This is a genomic window from Candidatus Methylobacter favarea, from assembly GCF_902806695.1.
In the GTDB taxonomy this organism is placed as follows: Bacteria; Pseudomonadota; Gammaproteobacteria; order Methylococcales; family Methylomonadaceae; genus Methylobacter_B; species Methylobacter_B favarea.
In genome coordinates, this window is sequence record NZ_CADCXN010000061.1 from 24603 (window position 1) to 42125 (window position 17523).

13 protein-coding genes are annotated in these 17523 nt (G+C 48.8%); 7 read left to right on the forward strand and 6 right to left on the reverse strand.

Going from position 1 to position 17523, the window contains the following annotated elements; genetic code table 11:
• Positions 1-190: 190 nt before the first annotated feature.
• A complete protein-coding gene (locus HUX64_RS09175) occupies positions 191-1864 on the reverse strand; it encodes a c-type cytochrome (RefSeq protein WP_217426484.1) in 1674 nt (557 codons plus the stop codon).
• Positions 1865-2167: 303 nt separating this feature from the next.
• On the opposite strand from HUX64_RS09175, the gene HUX64_RS09180 reads away from it, so the two are divergent.
• Both HUX64_RS09180 and uvrA read left to right on the forward strand, forming a co-directional pair.
• Positions 2168-3199, forward strand: coding sequence for an SGNH/GDSL hydrolase family protein (locus tag HUX64_RS09180; RefSeq protein WP_174625934.1), 1032 nt, complete (start codon positions 2168-2170; stop codon positions 3197-3199).
• A 161-nt stretch (positions 3200-3360) separates the two neighbouring features.
• Positions 3361-6177, forward strand: coding sequence for an excinuclease ABC subunit UvrA (uvrA, locus tag HUX64_RS09185; protein ID WP_174625935.1), 2817 nt, complete (start codon positions 3361-3363; stop codon positions 6175-6177).
• A 259-nt stretch (positions 6178-6436) separates the two neighbouring features.
• Here uvrA and HUX64_RS20600 read toward each other — a convergent pair whose 3' ends face one another.
• Positions 6437-6820, reverse strand: coding sequence for a four-helix bundle copper-binding protein (locus tag HUX64_RS20600; RefSeq protein WP_484482070.1), 384 nt, complete (start codon positions 6818-6820; stop codon positions 6437-6439).
• A gap of 306 nt (positions 6821-7126) precedes the next feature.
• Between HUX64_RS20600 and HUX64_RS09190 the strand changes: the two genes are divergently transcribed.
• The 3 genes from HUX64_RS09190 (at position 7127) to smbP (ending at position 8170) form a co-directional block, all read left to right on the forward strand.
• The gene (locus HUX64_RS09190) at positions 7127-7315 is read left to right on the forward strand and encodes a CsbD family protein (RefSeq protein ID WP_174625789.1); all 189 of its coding nucleotides are present in this window, start codon (positions 7127-7129) and stop codon (positions 7313-7315) included.
• A gap of 71 nt (positions 7316-7386) precedes the next feature.
• Positions 7387-7824 (forward strand): PRC-barrel domain-containing protein, encoded by a 438-nt coding sequence (locus HUX64_RS09195; RefSeq protein WP_174625788.1) that lies wholly within the window; start codon positions 7387-7389, stop codon positions 7822-7824.
• Positions 7825-7861: 37 nt separating this feature from the next.
• Complete coding sequence (smbP, locus tag HUX64_RS09200; protein WP_246246973.1) at positions 7862-8170, forward strand: small metal-binding protein SmbP; 309 nt, start codon at positions 7862-7864, stop codon at positions 8168-8170.
• A 430-nt stretch (positions 8171-8600) separates the two neighbouring features.
• Here smbP and HUX64_RS09205 read toward each other — a convergent pair whose 3' ends face one another.
• The 3 genes from HUX64_RS09205 to hrpA all read right to left on the reverse strand — a co-directional run bounded on the left by HUX64_RS09205 (position 8601) and on the right by hrpA (position 13738).
• Complete coding sequence (locus HUX64_RS09205) at positions 8601-9143, reverse strand: ferritin-like domain-containing protein (RefSeq protein ID WP_174625937.1); 543 nt, start codon at positions 9141-9143, stop codon at positions 8601-8603.
• A gap of 132 nt (positions 9144-9275) precedes the next feature.
• Positions 9276-9590: a BON domain-containing protein gene (locus tag HUX64_RS09210; RefSeq protein ID WP_174625938.1), complete on the reverse strand. Its 315-nt coding sequence runs from the start codon at positions 9588-9590 to the stop codon at positions 9276-9278.
• 206 nt (positions 9591-9796) lie between these two features.
• Positions 9797-13738, reverse strand: coding sequence for an ATP-dependent RNA helicase HrpA (gene hrpA, locus HUX64_RS09215; protein WP_174625939.1), 3942 nt, complete (start codon positions 13736-13738; stop codon positions 9797-9799).
• Positions 13739-13946: 208 nt separating this feature from the next.
• On the opposite strand from hrpA, the gene HUX64_RS09220 reads away from it, so the two are divergent.
• A complete protein-coding gene (locus tag HUX64_RS09220; RefSeq protein ID WP_174625940.1) occupies positions 13947-15563 on the forward strand; it encodes a protein adenylyltransferase SelO in 1617 nt (538 codons plus the stop codon).
• A 28-nt stretch (positions 15564-15591) separates the two neighbouring features.
• Here the strand turns inward: HUX64_RS09220 and ylqF are convergent, their stop codons facing one another.
• Entirely contained in the window at positions 15592-16518 is a 927-nt protein-coding gene (ylqF, locus tag HUX64_RS09225; protein WP_174625941.1) for a ribosome biogenesis GTPase YlqF, read from the reverse strand.
• A 189-nt stretch (positions 16519-16707) separates the two neighbouring features.
• Between ylqF and yfbR the strand changes: the two genes are divergently transcribed.
• Positions 16708-17313, forward strand: coding sequence for a 5'-deoxynucleotidase (gene yfbR, locus HUX64_RS09230; RefSeq protein ID WP_174625942.1), 606 nt, complete (start codon positions 16708-16710; stop codon positions 17311-17313).
• The last annotated feature ends 210 nt before the right edge of the window (positions 17314-17523 follow it).

Below are 17523 nucleotides of genomic sequence, written 5' to 3' on the forward strand. Positions count from 1 at the left end.
ATGCCACAGGCTAACATTTAAGCGCTTTGGCTAAAATTTTCGCAGGTTCCATGCCCTGGTTTATTGCTCAATTGTCGAGAATATAGAGCAGGAAGGCCGTCATGACTGGAAGCCTTAACGACTTGAGGGGAGCGGAGCACTGGGGTTTGTTAGTGCATCCGTCCCCCAGATCATTAGCTGTCCATCAAAATCATTGGTGTTTTAGCCAGTAAATTAATGCTCGTTTCTCTTCGTTAAAAAGCTCCGCGCCATAATGGTGGCCGCGGTTCTCAACGACGTCATTACAGAGGAGTTTGCCGGTCGGGTCGCGGCTGAAAACGAAAGTTAAGGGAGTGCCGGCCGGGAAAGGCCCAACCGCTACCGGAAGCGTATTGATTTTGGGAGGACGATTGGCTGAAAGCAGCTCTTGCATGGCCGCCTCATAGGCTTCTGCGAGTTCTCCCGGGCCAGCGTTCGCCGAAGCATAGGGACCTACCGACTGATTGTGAAGAAACGGCGCCGTTGCCCAAACGCCCGAGAGCGGCTTGGTGCGATAGCCTTTCAAGCCGGCAAGGGCGCGGTCTTTGTACACATGTGAGGAAAATTCCGCCCACAAATGGTCTGCTTCCCATTGGGTGGAAAGCGCACGACAGGCGTTAGGGGCGTTATCCGGATCAGTAACGAGCGGGTTTACCTCGTCGTTCGAAAGAACACGTCCGCCCTTGCCTTTGAGCGTATGGCAAGAGGCGCAATTATCCTTGAATAGCTTGCGCCCCTGTACGAACAGACGGAAATTCGTCGGGAAAGCAGGAAATTTTGGCGCTTTGATCGATAACAGGAATTTGCCTAACTTGTCGATATCTGTTTCAGGCGGCAAGTCAGCACAGTCATTGCGGCATTGCTCAAGGTCAATGGGCGCGGTTGCATCAGGCCGGTCGGGGCGTGGCGCCACGCATTCAGCAAAACAGACGCCGAGGTTCGTATAAACGCGAGTTGCGGCGACGTCAAGGCCTAAGTCGTCTTCACCTCCATGCCCCATCCGGAGTTTGGGTTTGTCCAGTCCTACATCGAATGTCAGGCGATGCCGTAAATCCCAAATCTGGGTGATGACAGTCGGGTTCATAATGTGGTCGGTGAACAGGGCAGTAGTATCGACACTGCCGTCAGGCCAGGACTCAAACATGAAACGCCGCGGATCATTGGCCGGCAGGTTTGCGGCAATGATCTTGCCGGACTTTAGATGCTGGTTGCCCACAGTCAGGTGGATATTCTCCCAGCCGGGCTCGTTCACGTCAGTGGGCGGATGCAGCGGATCAAAGCCGACATGGCAAGAGGCGCAGGAGACGCCATAAAGCCTCGTACCTTCCGGTCCTGGAAACTTACGGATTCCGATGACGCCCGTGGCGTTTGGATCAGCACATAGATCTGGTCCGCCTGCGGCGTTTGCTTGGCAGTCGGGATCATTGATGGTTCCCCATACTTGGAAGCGTTGATTCCGCGGTGTAGTGATAACATTCTTGTATCCTACGTTAATACGCTTGGCAGGATCCGGGTGAGCGGACAGAAAGGCAAAAAACTTTTCTCCGCCGTAAGTATTCTTCAGCCAGATATCACGCCCTCGCTGGATGGGAGAACGGGATTTCACGAATTGATGAATCCCAGCTTCTGAAAGGGTTGAAAAGGATTCTTGTGAATAGGCTAAGGCAGCATAAAGAACCAAAAGTGCGTATGAGATTGATTTGATGATAGTCATGATGATTTCTCCTTTTCGCCAGACCCAAAGTCTGTTGCGCTCCCGCTCCCTGAGCAATAAAATGTTCTGGTAAGCTAGGCGAATAAATGATATTTCCCGATAACTTTTACGCTGGTTTTTTTTATTTGACAACACTATTTTTAAGATATAGGGTCTGTAACTGGATAACACTCAATTCCAGCAAAAAACTGCAGCCCTCTGGTTTATTTAGCGGGATAAATGCTAAGCGGTCTAAAAATCAAACATTATTAGCAAAATATATTAAACACCATTCAAGGATGAGCGTATGAGTTTCAAGACTTGTCAGCTTATCAAAAGGAAAGCCGGCATGCATTGACGTCGATTTTTTAAATAGTTCAATCACCTCCGGCCGGGTTTTACCCGATTCAATTTAATTATTTTCAGAAGTTTTAATACGTGTATCAGGGGGTATTTATGAAAAACAACAAAATTTCAATTTTAGGTTTGTTATTGTGTGCATCGCTGTATGTGCCTGTAGCGGCAGGGTATAGTCAAATATATATTTTTGGTGATAGTTTATCAGATTCTGGTAATGCAATTTTAGCTACGGGTGGTCAAATAACTCAGCCACCTTATCCAGGTCTTATTCCTGATTTCCCTTATGCAAGCGGGCGCCTTTCAAATGGTCCGGTTTGGGCTGAGACGTTGGCAATAGACCTTGGATTAACTATATCTTCATCTTTAGCGGGGGGTAATGGATATGCTTTTGCCGGGGCCAGAACTGGCGCTTTAATGGATGTGGTTTCTTCATCAATTCCTACTATTAATCAGCAAGTTAATAATTTTATAACCTCGGCTTCAGGATCAATCGCTACGGATGCGTTGTATGTTATTTGGGGCGGGGGAAATGATATTCGGGATGCGGCCCAAGCGAAAAATCCTGTTGCAGTGGTGAGGGATTCAATAACCAATATTTCAACCAGTATTACCTCCCTTGCTGATGCCGGCGCACAGAATTTTCTGTTGCCTAATTTACCTGACTTGGGAAAAACTCCTGCAGCTCAGGCTGCAGGGCCGGCAGCAGAAGCCGGTTTAGCTATATTGTCATCTGTTTTTGATGGTTTGTTAACCCCTTCTATAATGGGATTAGAGAACAACTTTGGCATTGACATTAAGGAGTTAGACATTGATGCCTTATTTAAGGAAATTAGTGCTACGCCTAATAATTTTGGACTTACTAATATTTCTGATGCATGTATTATTGTGGGCGGAGACAGTTGTTCGAATCCAGAGAATTATTTGTTTTGGGATGGGCTACATCCAACCACAGCAGCGCATAGCATTATTGCCGATAAAGCATTAAATTTGGTAGCTCCCGTACCTACTCCTGCAATGCTACCCATATATGCTTTGGGTATTTTAATGTTGGGTTATGTTTCAAGTAAGAGAAGAGTGAAAACTGATTCTACATCGTATTTAAACATCAAACGCAAATTTCGCAGTTAATTTAACTTCTATCGCCGCCGGTCTTGTCGGGTATTTCTGGAAGTCTGCTTTTATCGGCAAGGTTTTTCCTCTCTTCTAAGGCGCTCCGCCTGTTGCCCGCGTTTGTATTGGGCTGACTTTAAACGTATCATGCAGGCGTTTTAAATTTCCGGAATTATTTGATGGATACGATCAGCATTCGCGGCGCCAGAACTCATAACCTGAAAAATATTGATCTTGATCTGCCCCGGGATACGCTCATTGTCATTACCGGATTGTCCGGTTCGGGCAAATCATCGCTGGCATTTGACACCCTTTACGCCGAAGGTCAACGGCGCTATGTGGAATCGCTTTCTGCCTATGCGCGCCAGTTTCTGTCAATCATGGAAAAGCCCGATGTTGACCATATTGAAGGCTTGTCGCCGGCTATTTCCATCGAACAGAAATCCACCTCGCACAACCCGCGTTCAACAGTCGGCACTATCACCGAAATATACGATTACCTGCGGTTGCTATATGCCCGGGCCGGCATGCCGCGCTGTCCCGAGCATCAAGTATCGCTGGAAGCGCAGACCATTAGCCAAATGGTTGATATCCTTCTTGCCCAGCCCAAAGATCAGCGCTGGATGCTACTCGCCCCGGTGGTTAATCAACGCAAGGGCGAGCATGCCCAGCTGCTGGATGACTTGCGGGCTCAGGGATTTATTCGCGCGCGCATAGACGGTGTCGTATATGACCTTGATGAAGCCCCGGCGCTGGATTTAAAAAGGAAACACACGATTGAAGTCATTGTTGACCGGTTTAAGATTCGCGATGATATTGCCTTGAGATTGGCGGAGTCCTTTGAAACGGCTCTGCGCATTGCCGGCGGTATCGCTATCGCCGCTGGTCTGGAGGATGCGAGAGAACTGTTGTTTTCGGAGCGCTACGCCTGTCCTTATTGCGGTTACAGCCTGACCGAGCTGGAACCGCGCATTTTCTCGTTCAATAACCCCAAGGGCGCGTGCAGCAGCTGCGACGGCTTGGGCGTGCGGCAGCATTTTGATCCAAACCTGATTGTTCATAATCCCGATATAAGCCTTGCCGGAGGCGCGGTACGCGGCTGGGACCGGCGCAACGCCTATTATTATCAAATCATCTGTTCATTAGCCAGGCATTACGACTTTGACCCGGAGGCGCCGTTTTCCAGTCTCCGTAAAGACCTTCAGGATATCATTCTCTACGGAAGCGGCAATACCGTGATTGACTTCAAGTTTATGTCCGGAACCGGCTCAGTCAAAAAAAAACGCCATCGGTTCGAAGGCATCGTCGTCAATATGGAAAGGCGCTACCACGAGACTGATTCGCAGCTGGTCCGGGATGAAATGGCGAAATATTTGTCCCAGGTAACCTGCGAGGCATGCGGCGGCGCCCGGCTTAATAGTGCCGCCAGAAATGTTTTTATCGAGGATCTGCCGATTCACCAGCTCACCCGCTTTCCCATCCGCAGAGCCCTGGTTTTCTTTCAAGATCTTTGCCTTCCCGGCAAGCGCGGCGAAGTCGCCGCCAAAATCGTCAAGGAAATTCAGGAACGACTGGAATTTCTGGTCAATGTAGGGCTCGATTATCTGACCCTGGATCGCAGCGCCGATACGCTTTCGGGCGGCGAAGCGCAGCGCATCCGCCTGGCCAGTCAAATCGGCGCAGGTCTGGTCGGCGTTATGTATGTGCTTGATGAGCCTTCCATAGGCCTGCATCAGCGGGACAATCAGAGGCTGCTCAATACCCTGTTCCGCCTGCGCGATTTAGGCAATACCGTCATCGTGGTCGAACATGATGAAGAGGCGATACGCTCGGCTCAGCACATTATCGATATCGGCCCCGGCGCCGGCGTTCATGGCGGGCACATTGTGGCGCAGGGGACATTGAAGGATATTCTTGACAATGAAGACTCCTTAACCGGCCAGTATTTGTCCGGAAAAATCGGCATTGCCATTCCCGTTGCACCCACGCCGAGAAATAAAGACAAACAGATTATTATCCGCAACGCCCGCGGCAATAATCTGAAAAATGTGGATATCGGTTTTCCTGTTGGCCTGCTGACCTGTGTGACCGGCGTATCCGGTTCCGGCAAATCAACTTTGGTTAACGATACCCTGTATTGCCATGCCGCGCGTTTGATCAACCGCGCCGGCTCTGCATCTGCTCCGTGCGATGCCATTGAAGGACTCGAGTATTTTGATAAAGTGGTGGATATCGATCAAAGCCCGATTGGCCGCACGCCCCGGTCAAATCCTGCCACCTACACGGGTTTATTCACGCCGATACGGGAATTGTTTGCAGCGACGCCGGAAGCGCGCTCGCGCGGCTATCTGCCGGGCCGCTTCAGTTTTAATGTTAAAGGCGGGCGCTGTGAGGCCTGCCGAGGCGATGGCGTTATTAAAGTTGAAATGCATTTTCTGCCTGATATTTTCGTGAACTGCGATAATTGCAACGGCAAGCGTTATAACCGGGAAACGCTGGAAATACGCTATAAAGGCAAGACGATCAATCAGGTGCTGGAGATGACTGTTGAAGATGCAGCCGCATTTTTCAGCGCCGTACCGAGTTTATCACGCAAGCTGCATACTCTGACCGAAGTCGGCTTAAGTTATATTAACTTGGGCCAGAATGCGACCACGCTCTCCGGAGGCGAGGCGCAGCGCGTCAAACTCGCCAGGGAACTGTCCAAGCGCGACACCGGCACAACCTTATATATTCTCGATGAGCCGACAACGGGCCTGCATTTTCACGATGTCAAGCAATTGTTGAATGTGCTTCATACCTTGCGCGACCACGGCAATACCGTCATCGTAATCGAACACAACCTGGATGTCATTAAAACGGCGGACTGGCTAGTTGATATGGGACCTGAAGGCGGAGACGGCGGCGGCATGCTGGTTGCCGAAGGCACACCTCAACAGGTTTCTGAAAACCCGCAATCACATACCGGCGTATATCTAAAACACTTCTTTGAATAAAATAGCTATTTCCAATGCTGTCAGCGGCAACAAAATTTTTATTAGCCGAAGTCGGCGCTATTTTTTGTATGAATTGTATGAATTCTTGTTTGAAATGCTCCGATAATCTTCTCTTGCTCTCGGCTCCTTTAACCATTGAACCGCCAAAACAGCAAGAGAAGATTTTAAGGTTAGCTCGTTGATCATTCAGAGCTATCATATTTTTAAATACTAATGAGGCAATATTAACTTAAAGTTTGCCTCAGGAGGCCGAAAAAAACTAATGCTGAGTGCTCGCCATCTCACGGCAACTTTGAGCACATTCCCTGCAAACCTGCACGCACTCATCCATACCACCTACCTGCTGACAGCTATCCCCGCAGGCATCACACACCTTCGCGCAAACACCGCATGTATGCACATGCATAGGAGAACTGCTCAGCATGAATTTGGCAGAAGTCTGGCAAATTTCGGCGCAATTTATCATGAGACGAAAATGTTCGGGTTCAACATGTTTTCCCCCCATTTCGAGGCAATGGTTCAAGGCGGTTTGATAGCATACCTGATAGCAGCGCTCACAAGCATCGATACATGATTGCATACCTGCTCCACTATGAGTTGATGCAGTACGCTGAGTTGATTGAGTTTGAGTTGAATAATCCATATGATCCTCCACGGTTTAAAAGCACAATCCAAATAAGCAGTCCTTTTTGGAATGTGTATAGTTTTGGTAATTACACTGAGCTTTCAATATAAAAACTCTTCGGTAGGATACTCAAAAATAGGATAAAGATCAGTACGATACCGTACAGAAAGCTGCAAACGCCCAATAATTTTTATTTATCTGCACTTCATTAGTTCACTTCTATGTGCGTCATCGCACCGACGTTGTGCAGGAAAGCGGCTAGGATAAGTTCACGGCATGGGTATTCGCCCTGCCATTCATTAATCGCCAAGCGAGGAATTTAAGATGAACAAAGAACAAGTGAAAGGCCGCGTTGAACAAGCCAAGGGCAAGGTCAAGGAAGAACTCGGCGATGCCGCCGATGACAGCTCTACAGAACTGGAAGGCAAGGTTCAGAAGAATGTCGGCAAGGCCCGCGCCGGAGCCGGCGATGCCGCTGCCGACGTCAAACGCAAGATTGACAAGAACACTTAATCCCAAGGCGGCCGGGCTAGAACCAGCAGCCTTGGCCGCCCGCTCTCACCTTTTACACAGGAGCAACTTCCATGAATTATACCGACAAAGATACCTATGGCATTTACAAAGACCTCGACAATGAAGGCCCCGGCCCTGAACTGATGGGCGCTGACACCCTGATCGGCAATGATGTGGCCAACCACCTTGACGAGGACCTGGGCAATATCAAGGAAATCATGCTGCATGTGCGCAGCGGCACGGTCGCCTATGCGGTGCTCTCCTACGGCGGCTTTTTAGGCATGGGCGACAAGCTGTTCGCCGTGCCCTGGAAGGCCTTGACCCTGGATACGGTTAACAAGCGCTTTGTGCTCAATGTCGCCAAAGAGCGCCTGGAAACAGCCCCGGGCTTTGACAAGGATCACTGGCCGGATATGAACGATCCGGCCTGGCAGGAACAGATCAGTACCTTCTACGGCAGCGGTCTGAGCGAAGGCGAAACGGGCCGCGAGCAAGCCGAGATCCGCTAGGCTGCTGTTTTCCTCTTCCACCTCAGGAGACATGCTCATGAAATTACTCACTTTACTGCTGTTAAGCGCGGCGCTGGGCGCAGGCCCTGCCGTCCAGGCCGCTGACGAAGAGCATCTGGATGAAGCCATGAAACATGTGAAAGAAGCCGCCGCTGCCGACGATGGCCCGAGCATTGCCAAGCATGCCGAGCTGGCCAGAAGCCATGCCCAAACCGCCGATGAGCATCTGGATGCCGCCATCAAGAGTCTGGGCAGCGCCATTGAGCAGGGCAAGCTCGGCCAGGGCGATAGGGCCAAAAAAGCCGCTGATGAAGCCCGGATGCATCTGAAAGCCGTCAATGACTGATAGCTGCACTACCCCGGCGTTATCAGCCGCCGGGGTAGAAAACCTCCTCTTCGCAAGACTGCAACCCCTCGTTTGACGAGGGTTTTTTTTGCCCGCCCGGTCCCGATCAGGCGCTTTCGGTTTCGGGCGCAGGTTGATGCGCAGGCTGCAGACTGCCGATCTGCACGGCCAACTGGCGCGTGAACTCGGCGCCAAAAAAGAAGATCTGCGCCGAATAATAAACCCACACAGATATCAATAGAAGATGCCGCAGCTTCGCGGCTAATGCTGATGCCCTTCGGCATTCAGCGACAGGAGAAACAGTCCCATCGCAGCTGGATGGGGCAGCTAGTTAATGGTTCTTTTTATCGCAGACTTGCAGCCCGCAAAAATAGTTTGATTTATATCTTTTCACTTAATACTCTTTTGGGTATTAAGTGAAAACTTTACTTTACTTCTGCGGCAATCCCTCCAGCACATCCACCAGGTCATCAGCATGTTCTTCTTCCACAGCCAATATTCCTTCGAGCATGCGGCTTGTGGTGGGATCCTGATCGCCGAGGTATTGAATCATTTCACGGTAACTGTCAATGGCGACTCGCTCTGCCACTAAATTTTCCTTAATCATATCCATTAAGGTATTTCCCTCAACATATTCGGCATGACTGCGGCTGGTGAGGGTATCCGGTGAGAAATCAGGCTCGCCGCTCAATTGCACAATGCGCTCGGCAATCAGATCGGCATGTGCCTGCTCCTCGTTGGCATGAGCCAGAAATTCAGCGGCAATGCTTTTTGAATTAATACCTCTGGCCATGAAATAATGGCGGCGATACCTCAAAACACAGACAATTTCCGTGGCGAGCGCTTCGTTAAGCAGCTTTAATACCGTTTTCCGATCGGCGGAGTAACCTGCTGTAACGGCTCCTTCATCAATATGCTCACGCGCGTTTTTACGCAAAGTTGGGACGTCAGTTAAAGGATGGGTCAGGGACATAAAAGTTCTCCGTCAATGTCATTTAAGAAAAAGCTTTCAATCAGATAAATAATTCCCCCTAAGGGAATGCCGTGCCGCTGTATGCAGCACTGCATTCCTTAAAGGTTCCTCAAGAGGTAATTGTTGTCAAGTTCACTTTACCCGAAGGTCATTCTTGACAGATTTAACACCTTCAACACTGCGCGCGACCGCCGTTGCTCTTCTGATATCCGCCCGCTGGCTAACGAAGCCGCTCAATTGAACTACGCCCTTAAAGGTTTCGACATTGATCTCGGCAGCGCTCAGGGTAGGTTCATCAACTATAGCAGCCTTGACTTTAGTGGTAATGGCAGTGTCATCCAGATATTCTCCTGTAGCTTCCTTAGTCCTTGAGCCCGCGCAGCCTGCAACCGCAATTAAGGTAAAGGCCAGAAAAAATGCAGATAAATAGTTAGTAAACTGTTTCATGACTGAAATACTCCATATGAATTAAAACCGCTCTTCCGGAAGTATAGCGCTCCGGACAGAACTCCAAGCTTTACCGCGTGTACAGATGTGCCGCAAGGCTTAAATTATATTGTAATCATGAATACCAGGATTATCTGTACGATAGCGCACATAGGCGCAGGCTGCTTTGGAGAAATTTGTTTCTATTATCTTAAATACTGCAAAAATTACTGCGACAACACTAATGTTGAAGCATCTTCTCTTTCATTCCAGGCTTTTTCCAGCCGTTTTGCGGACACCGGATAAGCCGTTTTAAGCTGCTGGGCAAACAGCGATACGCGAAATTCCTCAAGCGCCCATCGGAATGGATCTTGTTCCGGGATAACCCAATCCTTTTTGGATTTTTTCTCAACCTCCTGCCAGTAGCGCGTCCAATAGCGGCTTATTTCCTGGATTTTTTGCGGGTTCATTAACGCGTTATCAAGACGATATTGTATGGCCTTCAAATAGCGCGGAATGGCTTTAAGCTGACGATAAGGCGTATTGCGAATAAAGCCTGCATAAATAAGAAAGTCCAGTTGCTCATTGATATCTTTTGCGGAAGGATCATTAGCATTCAGGCGTTTGATCTGCGTTTTAATAGTGCTATAAAGCTCCATGATTTCCATAACGGCTTGGGCTGATTCATTGGCAAGGCTAATCAATCCGGCCTTATTCTGCTGTAAACTTTGCTCGAACGCCTGCTGGCTGCGAATGGTTTTGCCCTCAATAAACGCAGTGAACAAGGCCAGATTTAAAATATCCTCTTTATAGGATGTGCCGGGGTTATGAGTGACAATGGCATGTCTGGGCAAACGATTGTAGCTTAATTCGGCCATGGCCGAATGCGGCACATTTTTTATAATATAAGTGCATTCCTTGCGCAGCTGCAGCTGAAACAAGCGTATTAATCCGGCCTGATGCTGGAAGGCTGCTTTCTGTTCAGTGTCAAAAATGCGCACTCCAACCGCATCGCCTTCATCAATAAGGGCCGGAAATCCCAAAAAAAACTGTCCCTTTTGAATAAACTGATAGGACTCCGGCAGGTCATCGAACGCCCATTGAATACAGCCGGTATAATTCAGCTCATCAGCGGCGATCTGGTCAAAACTGTCGCCTGCCGCCGCGGCATATTTATCCTGCAATTTTTTTAAATCGCGGCCATAATCCAGCAAGTGGCCCTCATCATTAATCACTTTGAAATTCATTTTCAAGTGGTCCGCCAAAGCCGCCATATTCCAGGCATTTAGCGGAATGGCTTCACCGGTCAGTTTCCTTAATCGGCTGCCTAGCCATTCCTGCATAAAGCCTTTAAAATCCGGTTCAATTTCAAGACATTGCTTTACCGTTTGCGGCACGGGCACAAAATGTTTTCTAAGCTGCTTGGGCAAGGCTTTAATCAAGGCGATACATTTTTCTTCCAGCAAGCCCGGCACCAGCCAGTCAAACGGGACTTGCGATACTTGATTCAATTGATGCACGGGAATAATGGCCGTCACACCGTCTTCATCGTGGCCCGGTTCAAAGCGGTACTGCAGCGGAATGGTCAGCTCGCCTATTTTTTTGCTGTCCGGAAAATCCCATTCATTGACATAATCTTCCTGTTCGCGCGTCAAATCCTGCTTGGTCAGGAAAAGAATTTCAGGATTATCCCGTTCAGCAGTCTTGCGCCATTTATCCAGGGCAATGCCGCTGACCACTTCAGCCGGCAATTTATTATCATAGAATTGATAAAGCCACAGTTCATCTTCAACCAGATCAACGCGGCGGCCTTTATGCTGGATATAGCCGACTTCTTCAAGCAGCTTCTGATTAGCAATAAAAAACGGCGCATTGGAATGATAGTCATGACTGACCAGCGCCGATTGAATGAAAATCTCCCTGGCGGCCTTCGGATCTATATGCTCATAAGGAATTTTACGTTTGGCTTGCAAAGTCAGACCGTAGAGCAGGGTTCTCTCATATACGGCGCTGCGGCCGGCATTTTTCTCCCAGTGCGGATCAAAATAATTATGTTTGATCAAATGTCCGGCGCATTGCTCGATCCATTCCGGCTCAATTCTGGCCACCATCCGCGCATACACCTTGCTGGTCTCAACCTGCTCCGCCGCCATGATCCATTTGGGTCTGATTTTATGCAGGCCCGAGCCGGGAAAAATGAAAAACTTCAATCCGCGTGCGCCTAGGTATTCGTACTGTTCATGCCTGAAACCGATATTGGATAACAGCCCCGGCAGCAAAGCCCTGTGAATTTCTTCATAACTCGCCTCGACCGTATTCGGCTTCATTTTTAAATCGCCTTTAATAACCTGCATGATCTGGGCATGAATATCGAACCATTCCCTCATACGGCTATAAGACAGAAAATTATCGCTGCAATATTTACGCAGTTTGCTGTTGGACAGATGTTTTTTCTGTTCTTCAAACTGGTTCCAGATATTCAGGAGCGTTAAAAAATCTGAATCTTCCTTGCGGAATGCAGCATGTCTGGCATCGGCCTGCTGCATTTTATCGGCGGGTTTTTCACGCGGATCCTGTATGCTCAAGGCGGATACGATGATCGCCGCTTCGGTCAAGCAGTGCTGTTTTTCGGCAGCAATCAGCATTCTGGCCAGCTTGGGATCAGTCGGAAATTTGGCTAATTGCTTGCCTGTTTCGGTGAGCTTGCCCTGCTTGTCCAGCGCATTGACTTCATGCAAAACATTTTTGCCGTCCCGAATCATTTTATCTTCAGGCGGCTCTAAAAACGGGAAGTCTTCAATATCGCCCAGATTCAACGCTGTCATCTGTAAAATGACCGCAGACAAATTGGTCCGCATGATTTCCGGTTCGGTAAATTCCGGCCTGGCCAAATAATCGTCATGGGAATACAGCCTGATACAGATACCTTCTGCAACACGGCCGCAGCGCCCTGCCCTTTGGTTGGCGCTGGATTGGGAAATGCGCTCAATCGGCAGGCGCTGGATTTTACTGCGATGGCTGTAGCGGCTGATACGGGCATGGCCGGTATCGATTACGCAGCGAATGCCGGGCACCGTCAATGAGGTTTCGGCGACATTGGTCGCCAGCACAATGCGCAGCTTGCCGCCCTGGGGCTTGAATACCCGCTCCTGTTCGCTGACGCTGAGTTTTGAATACAGCGGCAACACCTCATATTTGCTGGGGTGATGTTTTTTTAATGAATCCGCTGTTTCCCTGATTTCCCGCTCGCCGCTGAGAAAAATCAGTATATCCCCGCGCAAGTACCGGTACAGCTCATCAACCGCAGCCAGTATGGCATTTTGCAAATCGTCACTGGTTTCATCACGAGCTAGCCCTGCGGATTGGTCATCGTCTTCTTCATTCTGCTCGATAGGACGATAGCGCATTTCAACAGGATAAGTACGCCCCGACACCTCGATAACCGGCGCATTGTTAAAGTGTGCGGAAAACCGTTGCGGGTCGATGGTTGCGGAGGTAATAACCAGTTTCAGATCGGGACGCTTGGGCAGCAGCCATTTCATGTAGCCCAGCAGGAAATCAATATTCAGGCTGCGCTCATGGGCTTCATCGATAATAATGGTGTCGTATTGTGACAGATACGGATCGTTTTGCGATTCAGCCAGTAAAATCCCGTCGGTCATCAGTTTAACCAGGGAGTCGCTGTGGGTCTTGTCGTTAAAACGGATTTTATAACCGACCGACTTGCCGAGGGGCTCACCGAGCTCTTCCGCAATGCGGTCGGCCACAGTGCGCGCTGCGATACGCCGGGGCTGGGTATGGCCAATAAACCCGGCCGCGCCGCAGCCAATAGACAAGCAGATTTTGGGCAGCTGCGTGGTTTTGCCTGAACCTGTTTCGCCGCACACAATTACTACCTGGTTTTCCTGTATCAGTCTGGCAATATCATCTTTTTTGACGGTGACGGGCAAATCAGGAAAATTGAGCGCGGGAATAGCGGCAAGACGCTTGTTTCTTGATGCCACTGACTTTTCCAGGCGGCTTGCCAGGGCGTTAAATTCTGGTACCGGATTTTTGCCTTTTTGAAATTCGCTGCGCAATCTGTCCAGCTGGCGTTTCAGTACATGCCTGTCACGGTTTAGACAGTGCGGGAGTTGCTGCGTGAGGTGTTTAAGATCAGGCTTGGACATTAAAATAGACAAGAAAAATGAAGATATTATATGTCAAGTTCTAATATTTAGTTTTATCCAAATCTACAAGCAGAGCTTTAGTACAGCCGATTTTAATTAAACGGGCAAAGGAATTAATCACTATAGAATGGTTAATTGAATTTTTCAGTTAAGACAAACTCCTATTGTCTGAAATTCACCAATCTGAAATTTTTATATTGAGAACAGAATGAATTCCCAACTAAAACTGAGTCAACTTGACAGATTATCCTTCGACAATCGTTTTGTGCGCGAGTTGCCGGCCGATCCGGAAACTGACAATAGCCGGCGGCAAGTTATAGGCGCAGGATACTCGCGGGTATTACCGGTTAAAGCGCCACAACCGCAGATGGTGGCTTACTCGAGAGAAGTGGCAGAACTATTGGATTTAACTCCGGAAGATTGCGAATCCGATGATTTCCTCCAGGTATTTTCAGGCAATCGCCTCGTCCCAGGCATGTATCCTTACGCTACCTGCTATGGCGGGCACCAGTTTGGATATTGGGCCGGACAGCTTGGCGATGGCCGGGCCATCAATCTGGGTGAAATCATCAATAGTCGAGGCCAGCGTTGGGCGCTGCAACTTAAAGGTGCAGGCCCTACACCTTACTCCCGCATGGCCGACGGCTTGGCGGTATTGCGCTCGTCAATTCGTGAGTTCCTGTGCAGCGAAGCCATGTTTCACCTGGGTGTTCCCACTACCCGCGCATTAAGTGTAATACTGACTGGCGATGAAGTGATCCGGGATATGTTTTACAATGGCAATCCGAAGCCCGAACCCGGCGCTGTAGTCTGCCGTGTCGCCCCATCCTTTACGCGTTTCGGCAGTTTTCAGATTTTCACGGCGCGCCGTGATATCGAGCTGCTGAAAAAGCTCGCGGACTATACGATACGCACCGATTTTCCGTACTTGGGCGAGCCTTCCAAAGAAGTTTATATAAGCTGGTTTGAAGAAGTCTGCCGCAGAACGGCCGAGATGATTGTGCACTGGCAGCGTGTCGGCTTTGTCCATGGCGTCATGAACACCGACAACATGTCGATTCTGGGCCTTACCATCGATTACGGACCTTACGGCTGGCTGGAAAACTACGATCCGAACTGGACGCCCAATACCACGGATGCCGCGGAGCATCGTTACCGTTACGGCAATCAGCCGCAAATCGCTTTCTGGAATCTGGGCCAGCTGGCCAATGCCATTTACCCGCTCATTGGAGAGATAGAACCGCTGCAAAAGGCGATGAATGTCTATGCGGAAACTTTTGAGCAGAGCTGGCAAAGCATGATGGGCGGCAAGCTGGGATTTAAAGTCTATGAGCCCGCAACGGATGACGAACTGATTACCGAACTTGCAACATTGTTGCAACTGGTTGAAACGGATATGACCATTTTCTATCGCCACCTTGCCAAACTGGACATTCGTCTGGCTAGCGATAATGCCGGTGAGGAAAACCTTATCGCCGCTGTTAACGCGGCTTATTATGTGCCGGAACAGTTAACCGATGAATACAAAACGCGCATGGCCAGTTGGCTCAGGCGTTACCTAAAACGTATTCAAGCTGATGCTATGCCGGATGAAATAAGGCAAAGGAAAATGAATGCCGTCAATCCCAAATACGTGCTGAGAAACTACATGGCCCAGCTCGCGATTGACAAGGCCGAGCAGGGCGATTTTTCGGTGGTGAACGATTTGCTGGAATTATTGCGCCATCCTTATGAGGAGCAGCCCGGCAAGGAAGAATTTGCGGCAAAACGCCCCGACTGGGCCAGACAGCGGGCCGGCTGTTCAATGCTGTCATGCAGTTCATGAAAATTTATAAGAGCCGCTAAAACCGCTGTTATATTTGACTCGATCCTTGCCACTTCTGTTTGCGCATGTTCTTCTTGGCCGCTTTCCGGGCACGGATAATGTCGAGTTCAACCAGTTCTTTTTTCATCATGGCAGGCGTTTCCAGGCTGACTCTGCCTATGGTTCCGGCACGCAATTCGGATAAGAGAATTTTGGCAACTTTATCCCTGTCAATATGTCCTCCGGCACGAAGACAGCCGCGATTTTTACCGATAATTTCCATGAGTTGCTGTTCATTTTCGGGAAGTTGATCCATCTGAAACCGGGCTTTCAGATAAGCCGGGTAATTTTGCAGCAAATATTCAGCTGCAAAATCGGCAATATCTTCATGGTTTATCGCAGTATCCTTGATGGCGCCGGTGATCGCCAGACGGTAGCCGCTATTTTTATTTTCGACATTAGGCCAAAGCAAGCCGGGCGTATCCAGTAATATAATGCCGCCCCCTATGTCAATGCGCTGCTGCGTTTTGGTAATAGCCGGTTCATTGCCGGTTTTGGCGATCATTCTTCCGGCCACAATATTGATTAGGGTGGATTTCCCGACATTGGGTATGCCCATTATCAAGGCATGCATCAGTCTCGAGCTGCTGTCCTTATGCGGGAGCATCTTGTGGCACAAATCAGGCACTTGCCTTATTTTATCGGGCTGTTCGATAGTCACAGCCAGCGTTTTTACACCCTGTTCCTGCTCCAGACAGATTTGCCATTGCCGGGTAATCTCGGGGTCGGCAAGATCGCTTTTACTGAGTATTTTGATGCACGGCTTATTGTCCCGCAAAGTGGTCAGCATCGGATTCTGGCTGCTGAATGGAATGCGCGCATCAAGAATTTCAATAACAAGATCAATTTGAGGCAGGATTTCCTTAATCTCCTTGCCGGCTTTGTGCATATGGCCGGGATACCACTGAATATTCATGACATAAGTAATATCTGATTAAAACTTGTTATATAGTTAAGGAATACATTTAAGCATCTTAACTTTACAATCAACAGCGATAAATACCAAAACGAACGGAAATAATGCAAATAATAATATGCCGGAGGTTGATTTTACCGGCTGAACCCGTTCTTTTAAAAACCATTTTTAAACCGCTACAATAAACTCATGAAAGATATAACGATAACAAGCAGTTTTTACGCCTATTTATCCAGGTTAAAATGGATTAAACGCTGGGGGTTGAAGCGCAATGCCCATGAAGAAAATGTCATGGAACATAGTTGGGAGGTTTCCGTCATTGCCCATACCCTGGCATTGATCAAAAATCGCTATTACGAGGGAAAAGTGGATGCCAATGCCGTCGCTGCCGCAGCTTTATATCATGATATTACCGAAGTCATCACCGGCGACTTGCCGACCCCTATCAAATACCACTCCCAGGAAATCAATGCGGCTTACAAACAGATTGAAAAACAGGCCGAGAAAGAACTGCTGAATCTTTTACCTGCAGAATTAAGACGTGATTTTCAAATGCTTATTCAACGCGACCTGATGCCGAAAGAGCATGTGCAGATTATCAAAGCAGCCGATAAAATCTCCGCCTATCTCAAATGCCAAGCCGAATTAAAAGCCGGTAATGTGGAATTTGAGGCAGCCGCCGAGCATTTAGCCGTTGTTATCAGTGAATCCGAACTGCCGGAAGTCATCTTTTTTATGAGAGCGTTCGTGCCCAGCTGCGGATTAACCCTGGACGGACTGATGAAGACCTACTGAGCCGAAGTACAAATGTTTTGCGCTTATTGTCTTTTTATCAGAACGATTTACCCGAACGGGGAATTTTTAACCTGCACATCCTGTTATACGAATCTTATGAAATCTCCGGAGTCTAAGTTGAATAGGGTTGAGTTTCCGGAGAAATGCTATGTCTCACGTCGCCTTAAAGGTATCGGATCGACTCACTGTGGAAGAACTGGATAGTGCCGC

Bases quoted from the DNA above. Each gene is read 5' to 3' on its own strand.
- HUX64_RS09220 (WP_174625940.1), top strand. From the start codon at position 13,947: ATGAATTCCCAACTAAAACTGAGTCAACTTGACAGATTATCCTTCGAC.
- HUX64_RS20600 (WP_484482070.1), bottom strand. From the start codon at position 6,820: ATGGATTATTCAACTCAAACTCAATCAACTCAGCGTACTGCATCAACT.
- yfbR (WP_174625942.1), top strand. From the start codon at position 16,708: ATGAAAGATATAACGATAACAAGCAGTTTTTACGCCTATTTATCCAGG.
- HUX64_RS09205 (WP_174625937.1), bottom strand. From the start codon at position 9,143: ATGTCCCTGACCCATCCTTTAACTGACGTCCCAACTTTGCGTAAAAAC.
- HUX64_RS09180 (WP_174625934.1), top strand. From the start codon at position 2,168: ATGAAAAACAACAAAATTTCAATTTTAGGTTTGTTATTGTGTGCATCG.
- uvrA (WP_174625935.1), top strand. From the start codon at position 3,361: ATGGATACGATCAGCATTCGCGGCGCCAGAACTCATAACCTGAAAAAT.
- HUX64_RS09195 (WP_174625788.1), top strand. From the start codon at position 7,387: ATGAATTATACCGACAAAGATACCTATGGCATTTACAAAGACCTCGAC.
- HUX64_RS09190 (WP_174625789.1), top strand. From the start codon at position 7,127: ATGAACAAAGAACAAGTGAAAGGCCGCGTTGAACAAGCCAAGGGCAAG.
- smbP (WP_246246973.1), top strand. From the start codon at position 7,862: ATGAAATTACTCACTTTACTGCTGTTAAGCGCGGCGCTGGGCGCAGGC.
- ylqF (WP_174625941.1), bottom strand. From the start codon at position 16,518: ATGAATATTCAGTGGTATCCCGGCCATATGCACAAAGCCGGCAAGGAG.
- hrpA (WP_174625939.1), bottom strand. From the start codon at position 13,738: ATGTCCAAGCCTGATCTTAAACACCTCACGCAGCAACTCCCGCACTGT.
- HUX64_RS09210 (WP_174625938.1), bottom strand. From the start codon at position 9,590: ATGAAACAGTTTACTAACTATTTATCTGCATTTTTTCTGGCCTTTACC.